The organism is Streptomyces sp. YIM 130001 (assembly GCF_003574445.1).
GTDB lineage: Bacteria > Actinomycetota > Actinomycetes > Streptomycetales > Streptomycetaceae > Streptomyces.
In genome coordinates this window covers 1-18444 of the sequence record NZ_KZ984556.1, presented here as the reverse complement: position 1 = coordinate 18444, position 18444 = coordinate 1, and the positions used below count along the sequence as shown (strand labels likewise).

The 18444-nt window shown below is 70.3% G+C and carries 15 protein-coding genes; 9 read left to right on the top strand and 6 right to left on the bottom strand.

Annotation, left to right across the window (positions count from 1 at the left end; genetic code table 11):
- Positions 1-22 precede the first annotated feature (22 nt).
- A complete protein-coding gene (locus DSC45_RS17370) occupies positions 23-1201 on the bottom strand; it encodes a PucR family transcriptional regulator (protein ID WP_240434689.1) in 1179 nt (392 codons plus the stop codon).
- A 201-nt stretch (positions 1202-1402) separates the two neighbouring features.
- Between DSC45_RS17370 and DSC45_RS17365 the strand changes: the two genes are divergently transcribed.
- Positions 1403-2329 (top strand): proline dehydrogenase family protein, encoded by a 927-nt coding sequence (locus tag DSC45_RS17365; RefSeq protein WP_119291927.1) that lies wholly within the window; start codon positions 1403-1405, stop codon positions 2327-2329.
- A 65-nt stretch (positions 2330-2394) separates the two neighbouring features.
- Positions 2395-4026, top strand: a complete 1632-nt coding sequence (gene pruA, locus DSC45_RS17360) for an L-glutamate gamma-semialdehyde dehydrogenase (RefSeq protein ID WP_119291925.1) — start codon at positions 2395-2397, stop codon at positions 4024-4026.
- A 93-nt stretch (positions 4027-4119) separates the two neighbouring features.
- Here pruA and DSC45_RS17355 read toward each other — a convergent pair whose 3' ends face one another.
- The 3 genes from DSC45_RS17355 to DSC45_RS17345 all read right to left on the bottom strand — a co-directional run bounded on the left by DSC45_RS17355 (position 4120) and on the right by DSC45_RS17345 (position 7010).
- Positions 4120-5295 (bottom strand): GDSL-type esterase/lipase family protein, encoded by a 1176-nt coding sequence (locus DSC45_RS17355; RefSeq protein ID WP_119291923.1) that lies wholly within the window; start codon positions 5293-5295, stop codon positions 4120-4122.
- Positions 5296-5346: 51 nt separating this feature from the next.
- Positions 5347-5916, bottom strand: a complete 570-nt coding sequence (locus DSC45_RS17350) for a TetR/AcrR family transcriptional regulator (protein ID WP_119291921.1) — start codon at positions 5914-5916, stop codon at positions 5347-5349.
- Between the two features lie 104 nt (positions 5917-6020).
- Complete coding sequence (locus DSC45_RS17345) at positions 6021-7010, bottom strand: MDR family NADP-dependent oxidoreductase (protein WP_119291919.1); 990 nt, start codon at positions 7008-7010, stop codon at positions 6021-6023.
- 340 nt (positions 7011-7350) lie between these two features.
- Here DSC45_RS17345 and DSC45_RS36825 point away from each other — a divergent pair, with 340 nt between their 5' ends.
- Complete coding sequence (locus DSC45_RS36825) at positions 7351-7485, top strand: hypothetical protein (RefSeq protein ID WP_276145463.1); 135 nt, start codon at positions 7351-7353, stop codon at positions 7483-7485.
- Positions 7486-7505: 20 nt separating this feature from the next.
- Here DSC45_RS36825 and DSC45_RS17340 read toward each other — a convergent pair whose 3' ends face one another.
- Positions 7506-9107, bottom strand: coding sequence for a purple acid phosphatase family protein (locus DSC45_RS17340; RefSeq protein WP_119291917.1), 1602 nt, complete (start codon positions 9105-9107; stop codon positions 7506-7508).
- A 139-nt stretch (positions 9108-9246) separates the two neighbouring features.
- Here DSC45_RS17340 and DSC45_RS17335 point away from each other — a divergent pair, with 139 nt between their 5' ends.
- From DSC45_RS17335 to DSC45_RS35760, 5 genes are all read left to right on the top strand, one after another.
- Complete coding sequence (locus DSC45_RS17335) at positions 9247-10287, top strand: 3-isopropylmalate dehydrogenase (protein ID WP_119291915.1); 1041 nt, start codon at positions 9247-9249, stop codon at positions 10285-10287.
- Between the two features lie 230 nt (positions 10288-10517).
- Complete coding sequence (locus tag DSC45_RS17330) at positions 10518-11606, top strand: branched-chain amino acid aminotransferase (protein WP_119291913.1); 1089 nt, start codon at positions 10518-10520, stop codon at positions 11604-11606.
- 222 nt (positions 11607-11828) lie between these two features.
- Complete coding sequence (locus DSC45_RS17325; RefSeq protein ID WP_119291911.1) at positions 11829-13061, top strand: TolB family protein; 1233 nt, start codon at positions 11829-11831, stop codon at positions 13059-13061.
- Between the two features lie 339 nt (positions 13062-13400).
- On the top strand, positions 13401-15035 hold the full coding sequence (cimA, locus tag DSC45_RS17320) for a citramalate synthase (RefSeq protein WP_119291909.1): 1635 nt from the start codon (positions 13401-13403) through the stop codon (positions 15033-15035).
- A 48-nt stretch (positions 15036-15083) separates the two neighbouring features.
- Entirely contained in the window at positions 15084-16409 is a 1326-nt protein-coding gene (locus DSC45_RS35760; RefSeq protein ID WP_162929254.1) for a hypothetical protein, read from the top strand.
- Between the two features lie 68 nt (positions 16410-16477).
- On the opposite strand, the gene DSC45_RS17310 is transcribed toward DSC45_RS35760, so the two are convergent.
- The gene (locus DSC45_RS17310; protein WP_119291907.1) at positions 16478-17083 is read right to left on the bottom strand and encodes a YceI family protein; all 606 of its coding nucleotides are present in this window, start codon (positions 17081-17083) and stop codon (positions 16478-16480) included.
- Between the two features lie 419 nt (positions 17084-17502).
- On the opposite strand from DSC45_RS17310, the gene DSC45_RS17305 reads away from it, so the two are divergent.
- On the top strand, positions 17503-18444 hold a 942-nt coding region (locus DSC45_RS17305), incomplete at its 3' end, for an acyl-CoA carboxylase subunit beta (RefSeq protein ID WP_276145462.1).

Genomic DNA, 18444 nt, shown 5'->3' with positions numbered 1-18444 from the left:
CCGCCTCAGTGCCGGGCGGTCCTCACAGCCGGGCCGCCTTCAGCGCCATGTGCAGCAGGAGGCGGTCCTCGCCGTCGTCGAGGTCGAGGCCGGTGAGCTGCTCGACGCGGGAGAGACGGTAGTAGAGCGTCTGGCGGTGCACGCCGAGGGCCGCGGCGGTGCGCCCCGCCTGGCCCGCGTGGTCGAGGAACACCTCGGCGCTGCGGGCCAGTTGGCGGTGCGCGGGCGCCGACAGGGTGGCGAGCACCGGATCGTGCGCGGCCGTCGCGGGCAGCGAGGTCAGCAGTCGGTACGGACCGATCCCCGACCACTGGGCGTCCGGGCCGAAGCGGCTCTCCGCCAGCGCCGCCCGGGCCGCCGAGGTCGCCTCGTGCCAGGCCGTGCCCAGCTCCGCCAGGTCCCCGCGGGGCTCTCCGAATCCCGCAGCGATCCGTGGCGCGATCCCGTCGGTCCCGGCCAGTACCCGGTCGCGCAGTCTGCCGACCGCGCCGATCGCCGGAGTCAGTACGTCCGGGGAGCGCAACCGTACGAGCAGAGCCAGGCACTGACCGGTCGGGCCCCACGGCACCGTGCACAGCGCGGTCACCCCGGGCAGTGCACGGGCACCCGGCGCGTCGTCCGGGTCGGGGGAGGGCCAGGGCGCGACGCAGGCCACCACGTGCAGTCCGTCGGCGCGCGGGCCGAGCGCGGTGCGCAGGGCGGCTACCGCCATATCGCGCTGCCAGCCTCGTTCGGCGGTGAGGACCGCGTGGAACTCGCGGGTCAGGTCGGCGCCGGCCTGCGCCTCGTCGGCGAGCTGCGCGCCGATCCGGGACGCCACCGCCATCGCCGCCTGCAGCTGGACTTCCGTGGGCCCCGGATCGTCGTCCAGCATCCAGACGTATCCGAGGACGACGCCCCGGTTGCGTACCGGCAGACAGATGCGGCCGCGGTAGACGCCGGCCTCGGGGGTGGGCGGGACACGGACCGGGCCGGTGGCGCGGGTGATGCCGAAGCCCTCGAACCAGGTGCGGACCGCCGCGGACGACTTGCGGGTCAGGATCGAGCGGGTGCGCACGGGGTCCATCTCGGAGTCGTCGTCACTGTTGTGCGCGCCGAACGCGATCAGCCCGAAGTCACGGTTCTCGAGCGTCGCCGGTGCGCCGAGCAGTGCGCAGATCTCGTCGACGAGTTCCTGGTAGTCGCCCTTCACACCGGCCATTCTCCGCCATCGCGCGGCGGACCTCATACATCTGTCTGAGATACCGGCCACGGATGCGTGACAGGTGTCGATGGCTGAGGATCGGAGCGGTCCCTAGGTTTCACAGTGGTTCTCCGTACCGTTCCTTTCCTGCGCTTTCGCTGTCGTCCTGTCGTTCCGTTCGGTCGCGGCCGTTTGAGCCCCTGTTCCGTGGAGGTGCCCGTGTTGGGACCCGTGATTCTTGCCGCGTCCCGCAGCGACGCGATGCGCCGCTTCGTCTCCGCCGCTCCCGGCACCAAGCAGGTCGTCAACCGTTTCATCGCCGGTGAGACCGTCGGGCAGGTCGTCGAGGTGGTGCAGAAGGCCGCGGCCCAGGGCCTCGAAGCGACCCTTGACGTGGTCGGCGAGGACATCACGACGCCCGCCGAGGCGGCTGCCGCCCGCGACGCGTACCTCGAACTGGTCGACCACCTCAAGGGTCTCGGCCTCGGTTCCAAGGCCGAGATGTCCATCAAGCTCTCGATGTTCGGCCAGGCACTGGAAGGCGGCCACGAACTCGCCCTCGCCAACGTCCGACCGGTCGTCGAGGCCGCCGCCGAGATCGGCACCACGGTCACGCTCGACGCCGAGGACCACAGCACCCTCGACTCGATGTTCGCCATCCACCAGGAGCTCCGGAAGGACTTCCCGCAGACGGGCTGCGTCATCCAGTCGTACCTCTTCCGCACCGAGGACGACGCCGCCCGGCTGGCCGCCGACGGCAGCCGTGTGCGTCTGGTCAAGGGCGCCTACAACGAGCCCGACACGGTGGCCTTCCAGAGCAAGGCGGAGATCGACAAGTCCTACGTCCGGATCCTGCGCATCCTGATGGAGGGCAGCGGGTACCCGATGGTCGGGTCCCACGACCCGCGGCTCATCGCGATCGGCCAGGAGCTGGCCCGCCGCGCCGGGCGCAAAATGGACGAGTACGAGTTCCAGATGCTGTACGGCATCCGGAGCGAGGAGCACGTGCGCCTCGCCGCCGAAGGCCACCGGATGCGTGTCTACACCGCGTACGGCACGGACTGGTACGGCTATTTCATGCGGCGCCTCGCGGAGAAGCCGGCCAACCTGCTGTTCTTCCTCCGCTCCATGATCACCAAGGGCTGACCGCCCGGACCGATCCCACCCGACCCCGAGTACCCGCCAACCCCGTACAAGGAGTTACAGAGCTCATGGACGCTGTGACCCAGGTCCCCACGCCGGTCAACGAGCCGGTCCACTCCTACGCCCCCGGCTCCGCCGAGCGGGCCCGCCTGGAGGCCAAGCTCAAGGAGCTGGCGCAGAATCCGATCGACCTGCCGATGACGATCGGCGGCGTCAAGCGGATGGGCGCCGGCGAGCGCTTCGACGTCGTCCAGCCGCACAACCACAAGTCCGTCATCGGCACCTACGGCAACGCCACCCAGGCCGACGCACAGGAAGCGGTCGACGCCGCGCTCGCCGCGGCCCCCGCCTGGCGTGCGATGTCCTTCGACGACCGCGCCGCGATCATCCTGCGCGCGGCCGAACTGCTGTCGGGCCCCTGGCGCGAGACTCTCGCGGCCTCCACGATGCTCGGCCAGGGCAAGACGGCCCAGCAGGCGGAGATCGACACCCCCTGCGAACTGATCGACTTCTGGCGCTTCAACGTGAGCTACGCCCGCGACCTGCTCGCCGAGCAGCCCCCGGCGAACTCCCCGGGCGTCTGGAACCGTCTCGACCACCGTCCGCTCGAGGGCTTCGTCTACGCGATCACGCCGTTCAACTTCACGGCCATCGCGGGCAATCTGCCGACCGCGCCCGCCCTCATGGGCAACGTCGTGGTGTGGAAGCCGTCCCCGACGCAGACCCACGCCGCCGTCCTGCTCATGCAGCTCCTGGAGGAGGCAGGTCTCCCGAAGGGCGTCATCAACCTGGTCACCGGCGACGGTCTCGCCGTCTCCGAGGTCGCACTCGAGCACCCGGAGCTCGCGGGCATCCACTTCACGGGCTCGACCAAGACCTTCCAGCACCTGTGGAAGACGGTCGGCAACAACATCGAGAAGTACCGCTCCTACCCGCGGATCGTCGGCGAGACCGGTGGCAAGGACTTCGTCGTCGCGCACCCCTCCGCCGACCCGGCGGTGCTCAAGACCGCGATGACCCGTGGCTCCTTCGAGTTCCAGGGCCAGAAGTGCTCGGCGTCCTCGCGCGCGTACGTGCCGCGTTCGCTCTGGGACGGCGGCCTTCGCGACGAGTTCGCCGCAGAGGTCGACGGCATCGCCATGGGCGACGTCACCGACCTGGACAACTTCATGGGCGCCGTCATCGACGACCGCGCCTTCGCGAAGAACAAGGCCGCCATCGACCGTGCCGCCGCCGATCCGACCTGCACGATCGTCGCGGGCGGTACGTACGACGACTCGGTCGGCTACTTCGTGCGCCCCACGGTCATCGAGTGCTCGGACCCCGAGAACGAGGTCTTCTCGACCGAGTACTTCGGCCCGATCCTCGCCGTCCACGTCTACGAGGACGAGGCGTACGACACGATGCTGGCGCAGATGGAGTCGGTGGCCGCGTACGCGCTGACCGGCTCGATCATCGCCGGCGACCGTGCCGCAGCGGCCGACGCGATGAACAAGCTCCGCTACGCGGCGGGCAACTTCTACATCAACGACAAGTCGACCGGCGCCGTCGTCGGCCAGCAGCCCTTCGGCGGCGGCCGCGCCTCCGGCACCTGCGACAAGGCCGGCGCCCCGCAGAACCTGATGCGCTGGACGCTGACCCGTGCCATCAAGGAAGCGCTGGTCCCGCCGACTGACTACCGCTACCCGCACATGGGCTGACCGCCCGTCCGGCACCGCCGGCACCCCATCCCCGCCCCCGTACGGCCCCCCACGCCGTGCGGGGGCGGCGTCTTGCGCCCGGCCGCGGCGACCTCACGCGCCGCGCGGGAACGGGCCCTCCGGGGTGAAGCACAGCTCGGCGAAGCGTTCGCCGATACGGAGGTGCGTCGCGGCGTCCGGGTGCAGTGCGTCCGGCAGCGGCAGCTCCACGGCGTCACGCTCGCCGTAGAGCTCACGTCCGTCGAGGTAGTGCAGGTTCGGGTCGTCGGCCGACCGCTCGGCGACGATGCGGGAGAGCTCGTTCCGGACGGTGCCGAGCGTGAGGCGCGTGGGGTCGCCGGGGTCGCCCGTCGCCACGAACGTCAACTGCCCGTCCTTCATATTGCTGAGGTTCGGTGCGGCAGGTCCGGGGGTGTGCTCGTGGATCGGGCACAGGATCGACGAGACGACGAGCAGCGGCGTGCTGGGGTGACCTTCCCGGACGGTGTCGAGGAACCCGTGCACCGCAGGACCGAAGGCGCGCAGCCGCATCAGGTCGGCGTTCACCACGTTGATGCCGAGCTTGATGCTGATCAGGTCGGCGGGGGTGTCCCGCAGGGCGCGGGCGGTGAAGGGGTCCAGGAGCGCACTGCCGGCGAGCCCCAGATTGATCAACTCCACCCCGCCGATCGAGGCGGCGACGGCGGGCCAGATGGTGGACGGACTCGCCGCGTCGGAGCCGTGCGAGATCGAACTGCCGTGGTGCAGCCAGACCTTGGCGCCACGCTCCGGCGCCGGCTCCACGGGGGCGTCGGTGCGCAGGGCGAGAAGCTCGGTCGTCTCGTTGTGCGGGAGCCATATCTCGACGTCCTTTTCGGCGTCGCCGAGGCCGGTGAAGCGCACGGTGCCGGGCGGGCCGGGTTTGGTCTCGGTGGTGCCCTGCATCATGTCGATGGTCAGGACGTTGCCGCCGGCCACGGATCCCTGTCCTGCCGGGCGCCCGTCCACGAGCAGGTCGTAGAGACCGTCCGGGCGGGGCGGTGCACCGACGTAGTCCCGCTTGGTCGGCAGCGTGTCCAGCTCGATCGCGGTCGCCCGGGTGCGAAGGACGAGGCGCACGCCGGAGGGCTGGGACTCGGCCATCGACAGCTGCGGGTCGGCGCCCTGCGCGCGGGCCCGCGCGGGCAGCCGGTGGGGGAGTACGCCGCGTTCGGTGCGCTCGAGTTCGAGGGCGCCGCGCAGCAGGTCCTCGGTGATGGGCGTAGTGATCCAGTGGGTCTCGGTGGGCATGGGTTCCGCCTGTCGATCTGAGGGGTGGGGGTCACGCGGGAGCGGGCGTGGTCAAGGAGCGGGCCAGTTCCGCAGGAGCGCGTCGAGGGCGTCGAGGGACCGGTCCCAGGACACCTGCGAGTCGGGCGCGCTGTGGCTGAAACCGCCGTTGCCCTCCAGGCCGACGAATCCGCGGAACACGCTTCCGAGGAGCCGGACCGCGTGGGTGCTGTCCGGTTCCGACAGGTCATAGCCGCGCAGGATCGCCCGCGTCATCTGCGCGTGCCGTACGCCGGCACTGGCGGCCGCCGTCTCGGGGTCGAGCGGCAACAGTGTCGCCGCCCAACGGCCGGGGTGCTCCAAGGCGTAGTCCCGGTAGGCGTTGGCGAACGCGGTCAGGGCGTCCTTGCCGGCCCGTCCCGCCACGGCCGCCGCGACGCGGTCGGCCAGCTCTTCCAGGGCGAGCAGCGCGATCCGGGTCTTGAGGTCCCGCGAGCTCCTGACGTGCGAATACAGGCTCGCGACCTTGACGTCGAAGTGCCGGGCCAGGGCCGAGACGGTCACCTGCTCGAAACCGGCCTCGTCGGCGAGATCGGCCCCCGCCCGGGTCAGCCGATCCGAGTTCAGTCCTGCACGCGCCATGTCTTGCCCTCCTCCGGAGATAAGTCAGTGTGCATTTACCTAATACCTTTAGGCAAATGCGAGGGAGGTTAAGGGGCAGGTGACTGAGGAACAGGAGGTGCGCCTCAGGCGCGGACGATCATCTTCCCCACGTTCTCGCCCCGCAGCATGCCGAGGAAGGACTCCACGATCCCGTCGAACCCTTCGGTCACGGTCTCGTCGAGCTGTATCGCTCCGCTGCGCAGGTGCGGCACCACGAAGTCCTCCAACTCGCCTTGCAGGTCACGGTAGTTGCGCACCAGGAAGCCTTCGATGCGCAGGCTCTTGTCCACCACGTCGGCATGCTTGAAGCGGACGGGTGGAGCATCCGGGGCGTTGTACTGGCCGATGGTGCCGATCCGTACGACCCGGCCGAACTCGCGCAGGGCGCCGATCGAGGCCGCGAGCTGGTCCCCGCCGACGTTGTCCACGTACACGTCGATGCCGTCGGGCGCTGCCGCGGCGAGTAGGTCCGCGGCCGGCCCGGCGTGATAGTCGAAGACGGCGTCGTAGCCGACGTGCTCGATGAGGTAGCCGGCCTTGGCCGCAGAGCCCGCGCTGCCGACCACTCGGCCGGCGCCGAGCAGTCGGGCCAGCCGGCCGGTGGCCGTGCCGACGCCACCGGCCGCCGACGAGACGAAGAGATCCTCGCCCTCCTGAAGCCGGGCGATCCTCCTCAGGCCGACGTACGCGGTCAGACCTGTGCCCCCGAGGATGCTCAAGTGGGCCGAGAGCGGTACGCCCGGGTGGTGCGTCAGGCGCCGCGCCTCGTCGGGCCGCACCACGCAATGGGTCCGCCAGCCGTGCCGGTGGAGCACCAGGGAGCCCTCTTCGAGCGACTCCTCGCGCGAGGCGACGACGCGGCCGATCGTGCGGCCCTCCAGGGGAGCGTCGAGCTCGAAGTCCCCGTCCATCATTTCCCGGTGGTACGGGTCCACCGACCAGTAGAGGTTCTCGACCAGGGCGGTGCCGGGCGCGGGCTCGGGGAGCGCCGACTCCACGAAGCGGAAGTGATCTGCCGTCGGGAAACCCTGCGGCCGGGCCGTCTGGTGCACGGTGCGTGCGATGCCGTTCATGGCCGGAAACGTTAGACCGGAGCAGGTGGCCGGCCCGCCCTCACCCTTGCGTCGTACGTCACGTGTGGGCGCTGTTTCCGGGCCCTGGCGGGCGGCGGGCGAAGGTCGCCGTCTCAGATAGTAGGAAGTCCGAGTAATTGTGGAGACAGACAGGCCGAGCTGTCCTAGCTTTGTAGGAGCCGAACGTTCCGCTCGACAAGCGAATGGCGGTGCTGAGTCGGAGCCCTGACGCAGGCAACCCCTGCGGGCCCGCTCCCCGCCTCTTCCGGCGCCTCGAAATCCCCCTTGCGGACCGCCGTGCTCCGCCCCGGCCCGCGTGATCTCAAGGAGTCGATCCCCGATGCCCGTCGAGACGACCACCCGCCGTCGTGCCCGCCGTCACTCCACCTCCGCCGAGGCCGAGCGCAAGAACGCCGCCGCAGCCCTCCAGCGCGCCCTCGACCGCCGGGACAATGGCGGCGCCACCGGCCACTGAGGCCGACGGCACCACCATCGCTAACGCCCCCGCCGCACCTCGAAGTGGTCGATGCGCTCGCCGTTCTCGGCGAGCGCGGAGACCGTCAGACGCGGGCGCGAGCCCGTCTCGGCCTCCACCGCGAGGAACGAGTAGCCGGCGTAGCGCACCCGTGACCACTCCACCCGGTCCGGGTCGGGCAGTCGAGCCTTCGTCCAGTGGAACGTCACGATGGACTCGCGATCGTTCACCGAGCCCTCGAAGCTGTCCTTCACCCCGGCCGGGAAGCCGTACAGCTCCTTGCCGGCGCCGCCCGCCGTCACGTAGACGATGCCGTCGCGGGTCGGGTCGGTGCTCGCGCCGATCGGCAGCTTCTTGCCGACCTCGCCGTCCTTGATCGCGTCGGTGCGCTCGTAGACGTGGTTGTGGCCGTTGATGACCAGGTCCACCTGGTGCTTGGTGAAGGCCGGCAGCCAGGCGTCCCGCACACCCCCGTCCGAGGCGTGCGTGGAGGTGGAGTACATGCAGTGGTGGAAGAAGACGACGATGAAGTCCACGTCCGGATCGCGCCGCAGCTCGCCGAGCCTGCGGTCCAGCCAGGCGGTCTGCCTCCCGTCGGTGTAGCCCTTGTTGGCGGGAATCTCGTACGAGACGTCGTTGGCGTCGAGCGCGACGACGCCGACATTGCCGTACGTGAAGGAGTAGACGCCGGGGGCGGCCTTCGGGTCGAAGCCGTTCGCGGGCAGGGACCAGCGGGCGGACTGACCGCCGTAGCCGTTCGGCGAGTACCAGGCCTCCATGTCGTGGTTGCCGGTCGTCACCATCCACGGGACCCGGGCCGCGACACTCTCGGTCTGCGCGAGGAACTGGTCCCACACCCGGGCGTCGTACGTGTCCGACTCCTTGCCCTGGCCGCTGGCGTCCGCGTAGCAGATATCGCCGGCATGCAGGTGGAACGACGGATTCTGGCCCAGGATCAACTGGTCGTTGGCCAGCGCGTGATAGCTCACGCCCTGGTCGCCGAAGGCGGTGAAGACGAACCTCGCAGGCCGCGCGGGCGCGGTACGGAACGAGCCGAGCGTCGACAGCCGCTCGGGGGAGGCCGGGTCGAAGCCCTGGTGTCCGACGCCGTAGTAGTACGTGGTCCCGGGCTCGAGCCCGTCGAGCGCCACATGGAAGTACAGCTGGTCCACCTCGGGCAGCTTCCCGGACAGCGACGGAGTGTGCAGATCGCGCACCTCGGCCTCGATCCGCCGGCTCAGGTCCCAGGGCCGCAGCCCGACCCGCAGGTACGGCCGCCGTACCGCGAAGGGCGCCTGCCAGGAGATCCGCATCTGCGTCTTCGGGTCCGCACCGAAGGCGAGGTGGCGTCCGAACGGCGCCACCAGCGACCCGTCGATCTCCGTCCGGGCCGGGGCGGCCGCGGCCCGCGGCGCCGAAGAGCCCGCCGCGTCCGCCTTGTCCGCGCCGCCGACCAGGAGTCCGGCGCCGCCCGCGGCCGCCGCCGTCACCAGACCACCGGCCAGGGCGGACCGGCGGCTGACCTTCGGGCGCGCGTGCTGGGCGCGCAGGTACTCGTGCTGCTCCGGCATGCTCAGACGCTTGGCGAGCTGCTCGGGTATGCCGACATCGGGGGTGTCCATGCCGGGAGAACTTCCCAGTCGCTTCCAACGGGTGCCACACCGCGGCATGAACGGATCGTGTCGATCCGGTGAGCCGATCCCGGGTCCGCATTCTGGACCTCGAATGTCATTCACTGGGACGGCGAGTAGGCTGCGCGTCATGTCTCGCAGCCTCAATCTCGCAGTGATCCCCGGTGACGGCATCGGCCCGGAGGTCGTGGCCCAGGGCCTGAAGGTCCTGAACGCGGCCCTTCCGCAGGATGTGAAGCTGGAGACCAAGGAGTACGACCTCGGCGCCCAGCGCTGGCACCGCACGGGAGAGACCCTCCCGGACGAGGAGCTCGAAGCGCTCAAGAGCCACGACGCGATCCTGCTCGGCGCCATCGGCGACCCCTCGGTCCCCTCCGGCGTCCTCGAGCGGGGCCTGCTCCTGAAGCTCCGCTTCGCCTTCGACCACTTCATCAACCTCCGGCCGAGCAAGCTCTTCCCGAACACCGAGACCCCGCTCGCCGGTCGCCCGGACATCGACTTCGTCGTCGTCCGCGAGGGCACCGAGGGCCCGTACACGGGCAACGGCGGCTCGCTGCGCACCGGCACCCCCGCCGAGGTCGCCACCGAGGTCAGCGTCAACACGGCGTACGGCGTGGAGCGCGTGGTCCGCGACGCCTTCGAGCGGGCGAACAACCGGCCCCGCAAGAAGCTCACCCTGGTCCACAAGAACAACGTCCTCGTGTACGCGGGCCACCTGTGGAAGAACATCTTCGACCGGGTCGCGGCCGAGTACCCCGAGGTCGGCACCGACTATCTGCACGTCGACGCCGCGACGATCTTCTTTGTCACCCAGCCCGAGCGCTTCGACGTGATCGTCACCGACAACCTCTTCGGCGACATCCTCACCGACCTCGCCGCCGCCGTGACCGGCGGTATCGGCCTGGCCGCCTCCGGCAACGTGAACCCGACGGGCGACTTCCCGTCCATGTTCGAGCCCGTGCACGGCTCCGCGCCCGACATCGCGGGCCAGGGCAAGGCCGACCCGACGGCGACGATCCTCTCGGTCGCCCTCCTGCTGCGTCACCTCGGTCACACCGAGCGCGCCGAGCGCATCGAGGACGCCGTCTCCGCCGACCTGGCGGAGCGCGACGGAACTCCCCGTACCACCGACGAGATCGGTGACGCGCTCGCCGTACGAGTAGCCGGCTGACCCGTCGGACACCACAAGCCGCCGGGTCGCTCACGCACCCGGCGGCTTCCCCTTGTGCGGCCCCGGGTGCCACCATCTGACCCTGGGTCGCATTCACGCCGTTTCGCCCACGGCCGCTTCCGCGCGATAATCGAACGCGGGGCCGTGGCATGCGAGGAAGCTCGGACGTCCTACTACAGGCAGGCGTGAGCGCGGTCCATCACACACAAAACGGTGAAGGACAACCACTGATGACGACGCCCACGATCGAGCTCAAGCCCTCCGCGCAGCCGCTGTCCGACTCGGAGCGGGAGGCGATCCTGGCCGAGCCGGGATTCGGCCGCCACTTCACCGATCACATGGTGACGATCCGCTGGACGGAGGGCCGGGGCTGGCACGACGCCGAGCTCGTGCCGTACGCGCCGCTCTCCATCGACCCGGCGAACATGACGCTGCACTACGCGCAGACGATCTTCGAGGGCCTCAAGGCGTACCGGCGTCCCGACGGCTCGGTCGCCACCTTCCGTCCGGACGCCAACGCGAAGCGCTTCCAGGCCTCGGCCCGCCGGCTCGCGATGCCGGAGCTGCCGGAGGAGACCTTCATCGCCGCGTGCGACGCGCTGGTCAAGCAGGACAAAGCATGGGTGCCGGCGCACGGTGGTGAGGAGTCGCTGTACCTGCGGCCGTTCATGTTCGCCAGCGAGGTGGGGCTCGGGGTGCGGCCCGCCGACGAGTACCTGTTCGTGGTCATCGCCTCGCCGGCCGGTGCGTACTTCCCCGGCGGAGTGAAGCCCGTCTCGATCTGGCTCTCCGAGGACCGGGTGCGCGCCGTGCCCGGCGGTATGGGCGACGCCAAGACCGGCGGCAACTACGCCGCTTCCCTGCTCGCCCAGGCCGAGGCCGCCGCGAAGGGCTGTGACCAGGTGGCGTACCTGGACGCGGTCGAGCACAAGTGGGTCGAGGAACTCGGCGGCATGAACCTGTACTTCGTGTACGGGGACAAGATCGTCACCCCGTCCCTGACCGGCTCGCTGCTCGCCGGCATCACCCGCGACTCGCTCCTGAGCGTCGCCCGCGACCTGGGCTACGAGTCCGAGGAGGGCCGGGTCTCCATCGACCAGTGGCAGGCCGACACTTCCGAGGGCACTCTCACCGAGGTCTTCGCCTGCGGCACCGCGGCCGTCATCACCCCGGTCGGCACGGTCAAGTGCAACTCGGGCGAGTGGGAGCAGAGCGACGGGAAGCCCGGCGAGGTGACCGTCCGGCTGCGCGAGGCCCTGCTCGACATCCAGCGCGGCGTCGCCGAGGACCGGCACGGCTGGATGCACGGCCTGGGCTGACCGCCCCGCGTGCGTACGTACGCCGTCGTCGGCGGCTCCTGTCCGGAGCCGCGGGCGGCGGCGTCCGTCGTCTCGCGGACCCTCGAACCGCGTCCGGGGTTGTACGTAACTGTGCGGATTGTCTGCCCTGCCCGGGGTGCGCTTGGATACCCGTACGCCCTCGGCACAGGGCCGGGGGACGACGCACACAGTGCACAGCGCAACGGGGGGGGGGGAACCACCATGCGATTTGCCGTACGCACCGCTCTGGGCGCGGCCGTCGTGGCCACGCTCACCGCGGGCACCTTCACCGCGGCCGCCGCGGACGGGGCCGCGCCCCGCACCGAGGGCCTGAGCGTCACCGCCGACGGGAAGGCGGCGGACGAGCGGACGGGGTCCGCGGTCGTCAGCAGGGACGGCCGGTACGCCGCCTTCGACACGGCCGCCACCGATCTGGTGCCGGGGGACACCAACGGCGTCTCGGACGTCTTCGTACGCGCCCTTGGCGGCGGCGAGTTGGAGCGCATCAGCCAGGACGGCCGGGAGCTGACCGATCCGGCCGTCAGCGGGGACGGCCGCTACGTCGCGATGGTCTCCACGAAGGCGGGGAGCAGCGAGCGCGATATCCAGCTCTACGACCGCGAGAGCGGCGCGTTCGAGCGCCTCGACGTCGAGCTGCCCGGTGACTTCCAGGAGGTGACCCCGCGTTCGCTCGCGCTGAGCGCGGACGGGCGGTACGCCGTGTTCGAGGCGGACGGCGACCACTTCGAGGGCAGTGCCGTCTTCCTGCGCGACCGCACGAAGGGCACCACCGAGCGCGTCAGCCACCGCTACACGGGCGACGACGGCGAGAAGCTCTCGCACTCGCCGACCGTCAGTGACGGCGGCCGCTACGTCGCCTACGAGCAGTCCTTCGGCAACGGCCCGCGGGGCGACGACTGGAGCGACATCTGGGTGCGCGACCGGGAGACCGGGAAGCTCACCCAGGCGGACCGCTCCCACGACGGCTCCGAGACCGAGAAGGAGTCGATCGACGCCTCCATCAGCGCCGACGGCAGCAAGGTCGTCTTCGAGTCGCGTGACACCCACCTCGTACCGGACGACGAGGACGCGAGCTGGAACGTCTTCGTGCACGACGTGGCCACCGGCGAGAACGAGCGCATCCACGGCACCCACGGCGGCTCCGGCGCCGTCTACACGCGCAACGCCGTGATCAGTGCCGACGGCGAGCACCTGGTCTACATGTCGCAGGTGGACCAGGACGGCGGCCGCGCGTGGCCGCTGTATCTGCGGGACCTGGCGACCGGTGACGACCAGCTCCTGACCCCGAACGGGAAGGGCGCGGCCGACGGCACGGCCTCTCCGGGAGCGGTCTCCGAAGACGCGACCGAGGTGGCCTTCCTCTCCGCGGACGCGACGCTGCTGCCCGAGGACACCAACGACGGCTACGACGCCTTCGTCCGGCACCTGGACTGACCTGCGTCGAACGGTCCCGCTCACCGTGGGGCGTGGGGCCGGTGCTCACATCGTGAGACCCGGTCCCACATGCCGTCCGGGGTGTGGAACACTGCCCCCGTGCTTACGTTCGCCGCGATTATGGGCAACAGGCGCGCCGGTCCGCAGTGACCGTCCCGTACACATGACGTACGGGCGGACACCGTCGTCTCAGACCCGCGCGCAAACCTCTCGCACCCGCGAGGGGTTTTCTTGTTTTCCGGCCCACCGCAAGCCGGGAGCGGAGCGCGAGGGATCATCAGGAGACGGTGGAACCGGATATTCCGGTAGGCCGATATCCGACACAGGAGCCAGATCAGCATGACGGACGCAACCGACGGGACCGACGAGACGCCTGCGCAGGGCTCTCTCGACGACTCATTCCACGTCTTCGACACCACGCTGCGCGACGGCGCCCAGCGCGAGGGCATCAACCTCACCGTCGCGGACAAGCTGACGATCGCGCGCCACCTGGACGACTTCGGCGTCGGATTCATCGAGGGCGGCTGGCCGGGAGCCAACCCCCGGGACACCGAGTTCTTCGCCCGCGTCCACCAGGAGATCGACTTCAAGCACGCGTCGCTCGTGGCCTTCGGCTCCACCCGCCGGCCGGGCGTCAAGGCCGCGGACGACCCGCAGGTCAAGGCGCTGCTCGCATCGGGCGCCCCGGTGGTCACCCTGGTGGCGAAGTCCCATGACCGGCACGTCGAACTGGCCCTGCGCACCACGCTCGACGAGAACCTCGCGATGATCGCGGACACCGTCGCCCACCTGCGCGAGGAGGGTCGCCGGGTCTTCGTCGACTGCGAGCACTTCTTCGACGGCTACCGGGCCAATGCGGCCTACGCCAAGGCCGTCGTGCGGACCGCGTCCGAGGCGGGCGCGGACGTCGTCATCCTCTGCGACACCAACGGCGGCATGCTGCCCGCCCAGGTCCAGGCGGTCGTCCAGACGGTGCTCGCCGACACCGGTGCCCGGCTCGGCATCCACGCGCAGGACGACACCGGTTGCGCGGTCGCCAACACCCTCGCCGCGGTCGACGCCGGCGCGACGCACGTCCAGTGCACGGCGAACGGCTACGGCGAACGGGTCGGCAACGCCAACCTCTTCCCGGTCGTCGCCGCCCTGGAGATCAAGTACGGCAAGCAGGTCCTGCCGGAGGGCAACCTCCGCGAGATGACCCGCGTCTCGCACGCCATCGCCGAGGTGGTGAACCTGACTCCGTCGACCCACCAGCCCTACGTCGGCGTCTCGGCGTTCGCGCACAAGGCGGGCCTGCACGCCTCGGCCATCAAGGTGGACCCGGACCTGTACCAGCACATCGACCCCGAGCGGGTCGGCAACACCATGCGGATGCTGGTCTCCGACATGGCCGGCCGTGCCTCGATCGAACTCAAGGGCAAGGAGCTGGGCATCGACCTCGGCGGCGACCGCGAACTGGTCGGCCGCGTGGTCGAGCGCGTCAAGGAGCGCGAGCTGTCCGGTTACTCCTACGAGGCGGCCGACGCCTCCTTCGAACTGCTGCTGCGCGAGGAGGCCGAGGGCCGCCCACGCCGCTACTTCCGCACCGAGTCCTGGCGCGCCATCGTAGAGAACCGCCCCGACGGCTCGCACGCCAACGAGGCCACCGTGAAGCTCTGGGCCAAGGGCGAGCGGATCGTCGCGACCGCCGAGGGCAACGGACCGGTCAACGCCCTCGACCGCGCCCTGCGGGTCGGCCTCGAGCCCTTCTACCCGGAGCTGGCCAAGCTGGGCCTGGTCGACTACAAGGTCCGCATCCTGGAGGGCAAGCACGGCACCTCGTCGACGACCCGGGTGCTGATCTCCACCAGTGACGGGGTCGGCGAGTGGTCCACGGTCGGCGTCGCGGACAACGTGATCGCCGCCTCCTGGCAGGCCCTGGAGGACGCGTACACCTACGGACTGCTGCGGGCCGGCGTCGAGCCCGTGGAATAGGCGACGCGGGCTCGTCCCGTTGTCGTCCTGCGGAGTTACTGTCGAAGCATGACGCCCTTCGCACCGGCCCGGATGCTGCGACTGTTCGCCGCTGTCCTCCTGGCCCTGGGAGCCGGTTTCGCCATGGCGCCCGGGGCCGAGGCGGAGACGACGGTGTCCGAGGTGGCCGAATCACTGAAGAAGAACCCCGTGTACGTCGACCCCGAGGCCTCCGACCAGCTGTCGGACGCCGACGCGGACGCCCTCGCCGCGAAGATCAAGAAGGCGGACAAGCCGGTGTTCCTGGCTGTCCTGCCGGCGGATTTCCCGAAGGAGCAGCTGTTCACGCGGCTGGTCGCGGAGACCGGTCACGACGGTGTGTACGGCGTACGGCTCGGCGACCGGTTCGACGCCGAGGCGGCGCGGGGTGTGCTCGGGAGCCAGACGCTGGCGGCCACGGTCGATCAGGTCCAGGGCATGGGAGCGGGTGCCCAGTTGAACGAGTTCACGACGCTCACCGTGCGGAACAGCACCGGCTCCGCCCCCGCCTCCTGGGGCACCACCGGCGACGACGAGTCCTCCACCGGCGCCCTGGTGACGGCCGGCGCCGTGGTGGTGGCCGGCGGAGCGGGTGCGTACGCCCTGGTCCGTCGTAACCGCAAGCGCCGCGAGGCGGCCGACCGCGCCGCCCTCGACAAGCTCCGGGTGGTCGTCGACGAGGACATCACGGCGTTCGGCGAGGAGTTGGAGCGCCTCGACTTCAAGCCGTCCGAGCCCGGCGCCACGGACGAGATGCGCGACGACTACGAGCACGCACTCGACGCCTACGAGAACGCCAAGTCCGCGATGGGCAACGCGCAGCGCCCGGAGGACGTCCGCCCGGTCACCGAGGCGCTGGAGGACGGCAGGTTCTCGCTCGCCGTGCTCGACGCGCGGCGCGAGGGCCGTGAGCTGCCGGTCCGCCGGCCGCCGTGCTTCTTCGACCCGCGGCACGGACCGTCGGTGGCGGACGTGAACTGGTCGCCGGAGCTCGGCACGGCACGCGAGGTCCCGGTCTGCGCGGCCGACAAGGCCCGTATCGACGACGGCGAGGACCCGGCGGTACGCCAGGTCTCCACGCCCGACGGCGACCGTCCGTACTACGACGCGGGCCCGGCGTACGGCCCGTGGGCCGGCGGATACTTCGGCGGCGCCCTGCTGCCCGGCCTGCTGATGGGCACCATGCTGGGCTCGATGATGGCGAGCCCGGCCTACGGCGCGGACGGCGGCGACTTCGGCGGAGGCGGGGACTTCGACGGCGGTGGCGACTTCGGCGGAGGCGGGGACTTCGGTGGGGGCGGCGACTTCGGTGGCGGTGGATTCGGCGGGGGAGGGGACTTCGGCGGCGGCTTCTGACGCCGCAGGGCCGGACGCCCTTCGCTTCTCAGGGGCGTCCGGCCCTCTCCCGGCCGCGCACCTTCGCCTCAGGCGTTCTTGATCGCCGAGATGTCGAAGGTCAGCTTGATCTTGTCGGACACCAGGACGCCGCCGGTCTCGAGCGCGGCGTTCCAGCTGATGCCCCAGTCCGAGCGCAGGATCTCCGACTTGCCCTCGAAGCCGACGCGCTCGTTGCCGAACGGGTCCGTGGCGGAGCCGTTGAACTCCAGGTCGATGGAGATCTCCTTGGTGATGTCCCGGATCGTCAGGTCGCCGGTGATGCGGTAGTCGTCACCGCCGCGGGCCTCGGCCCTGGTGGAGCGGAACGTCATCGCCGGGTACTTCTCCGTCTCGAAGAAGTCGCCGCTCTTCAGGTGCCCGTCACGGTCGGCGGAGCCCGTGTCGATGCTGTCCAGGTTCACGTCGAGGGACGCGGTCGAGCTGCTGGGGTCGCTGCCGTCGAGGTGCAGGGTGCCCTCGAACTCGTTGAACGAGCCCTTCACGTTCGTCACCATCGCGTGCCGCGCGGTGAAGCCGATGACCGAGTGTGCCGGGTCGATCGTGTAGTCGCCGGTCAGAGCGGCGAGGTCGGGGCTGACCTGACCGCTCGTGGCCGGGGCGTCGCTGTCGTTCTTGCGGTCGAAGAGACCCATGGTGGTGCTCCTTGAGGACGGGCCGGCGGGGAAGCCGGAGCCGGGCGGAAGAGTCTGTTGAATGTTCAACGAATCCAACCGTAGCGCCATTCGGTTCAACATTCAACATCTAGGTTCGAGGAAGGGGAAGGGGGCGTGCACGGGTCGGCGCGTAGGGTGTCGGGGCTCGGACCCTTCACCGGTTCCGGTCGTTCCCGCTCCGATCAGGATCAGGCCTGGTGCACCGAGCCGCGATTCATGCGGGCGGCGGAGGCCGGCGCTTCCGCGTCCGTTGTGTGACTCCTACAACGTCGGGCCCTCTGTGGCCGTCACTTGAGCTGCATCTACGAGGCCTTCTGTCCAGGGGTACCAGGAAAACGGGCCGGAGACTGTACGGAGTCGACGGCCCGTTTTCGGGGGCGGCTTCGTAAGGTCGCTACATGACCGTTTTGGACGATGCCGCTGATTCTCCGGGGGACGAGCCCACCGACGCCCGCGGCCGGGTGGCCGAACTGCACGCGATCCGTGCGGAGGCGGTGCAGGGCCCGAGCGAGAAGGCGACCGAGGCGCAGCACGCCAAGGGCAAGCTGACGGCGCGTGAGCGCATCGAGCTGCTCCTCGACCCCGGCACGTTCCGTGAGGTGGAGCAGCTGCGCCGGCACCGGGCCACCGGATTCGGTCTGGAGGCGAAGCGTCCGTACACGGACGGTGTGATCACCGGCTGGGGCACGGTCGAGGGGCGGACGGTCTTCGTCTACGCGCACGACTTCCGGATCTTCGGAGGTGCGCTGGGTGAGGCGCATGCCACGAAGATCCATAAGATCATGGACATGGCCATCGCGGCCGGTGCTCCGCTGGTCTCGCTCAACGACGGTGCCGGTGCCCGTATCCAGGAGGGCGTCTCCGCGCTCGCCGGTTACGGCGGTATCTTCCAGCGCAACACCCGGGCCTCCGGGGTCATCCCGCAGATCAGCGTGATGCTGGGGCCGTGTGCCGGCGGCGCGGCTTACAGTCCGGCGCTGACGGATTTCGTGTTCATGGTGCGGGACACCTCGCAGATGTTCATCACCGGTCCTGACGTGGTCAAGGCCGTGACCGGTGAGGAGATCACGCAGAACGGCCTCGGCGGCGCGGACGTGCACGCCGAGACCTCGGGCGTGGCCCACTTCGCCTACGACGACGAGGAGACCTGCCTCGCCGAGGTGCGCTACCTCCTCGCGATGCTGCCGTCCAACAACCGGGAGAACCCGCCGGTCGTGGCCGGCGAGGACCCGGCGGACCGCCGCGGCGACGCCCTGCTCGACCTGGTGCCCGCGGACGGCAACCGCCCCTACGACATGCACAAGGTGATCGAGGAGATCGTCGACGACGGCGACTTCCTC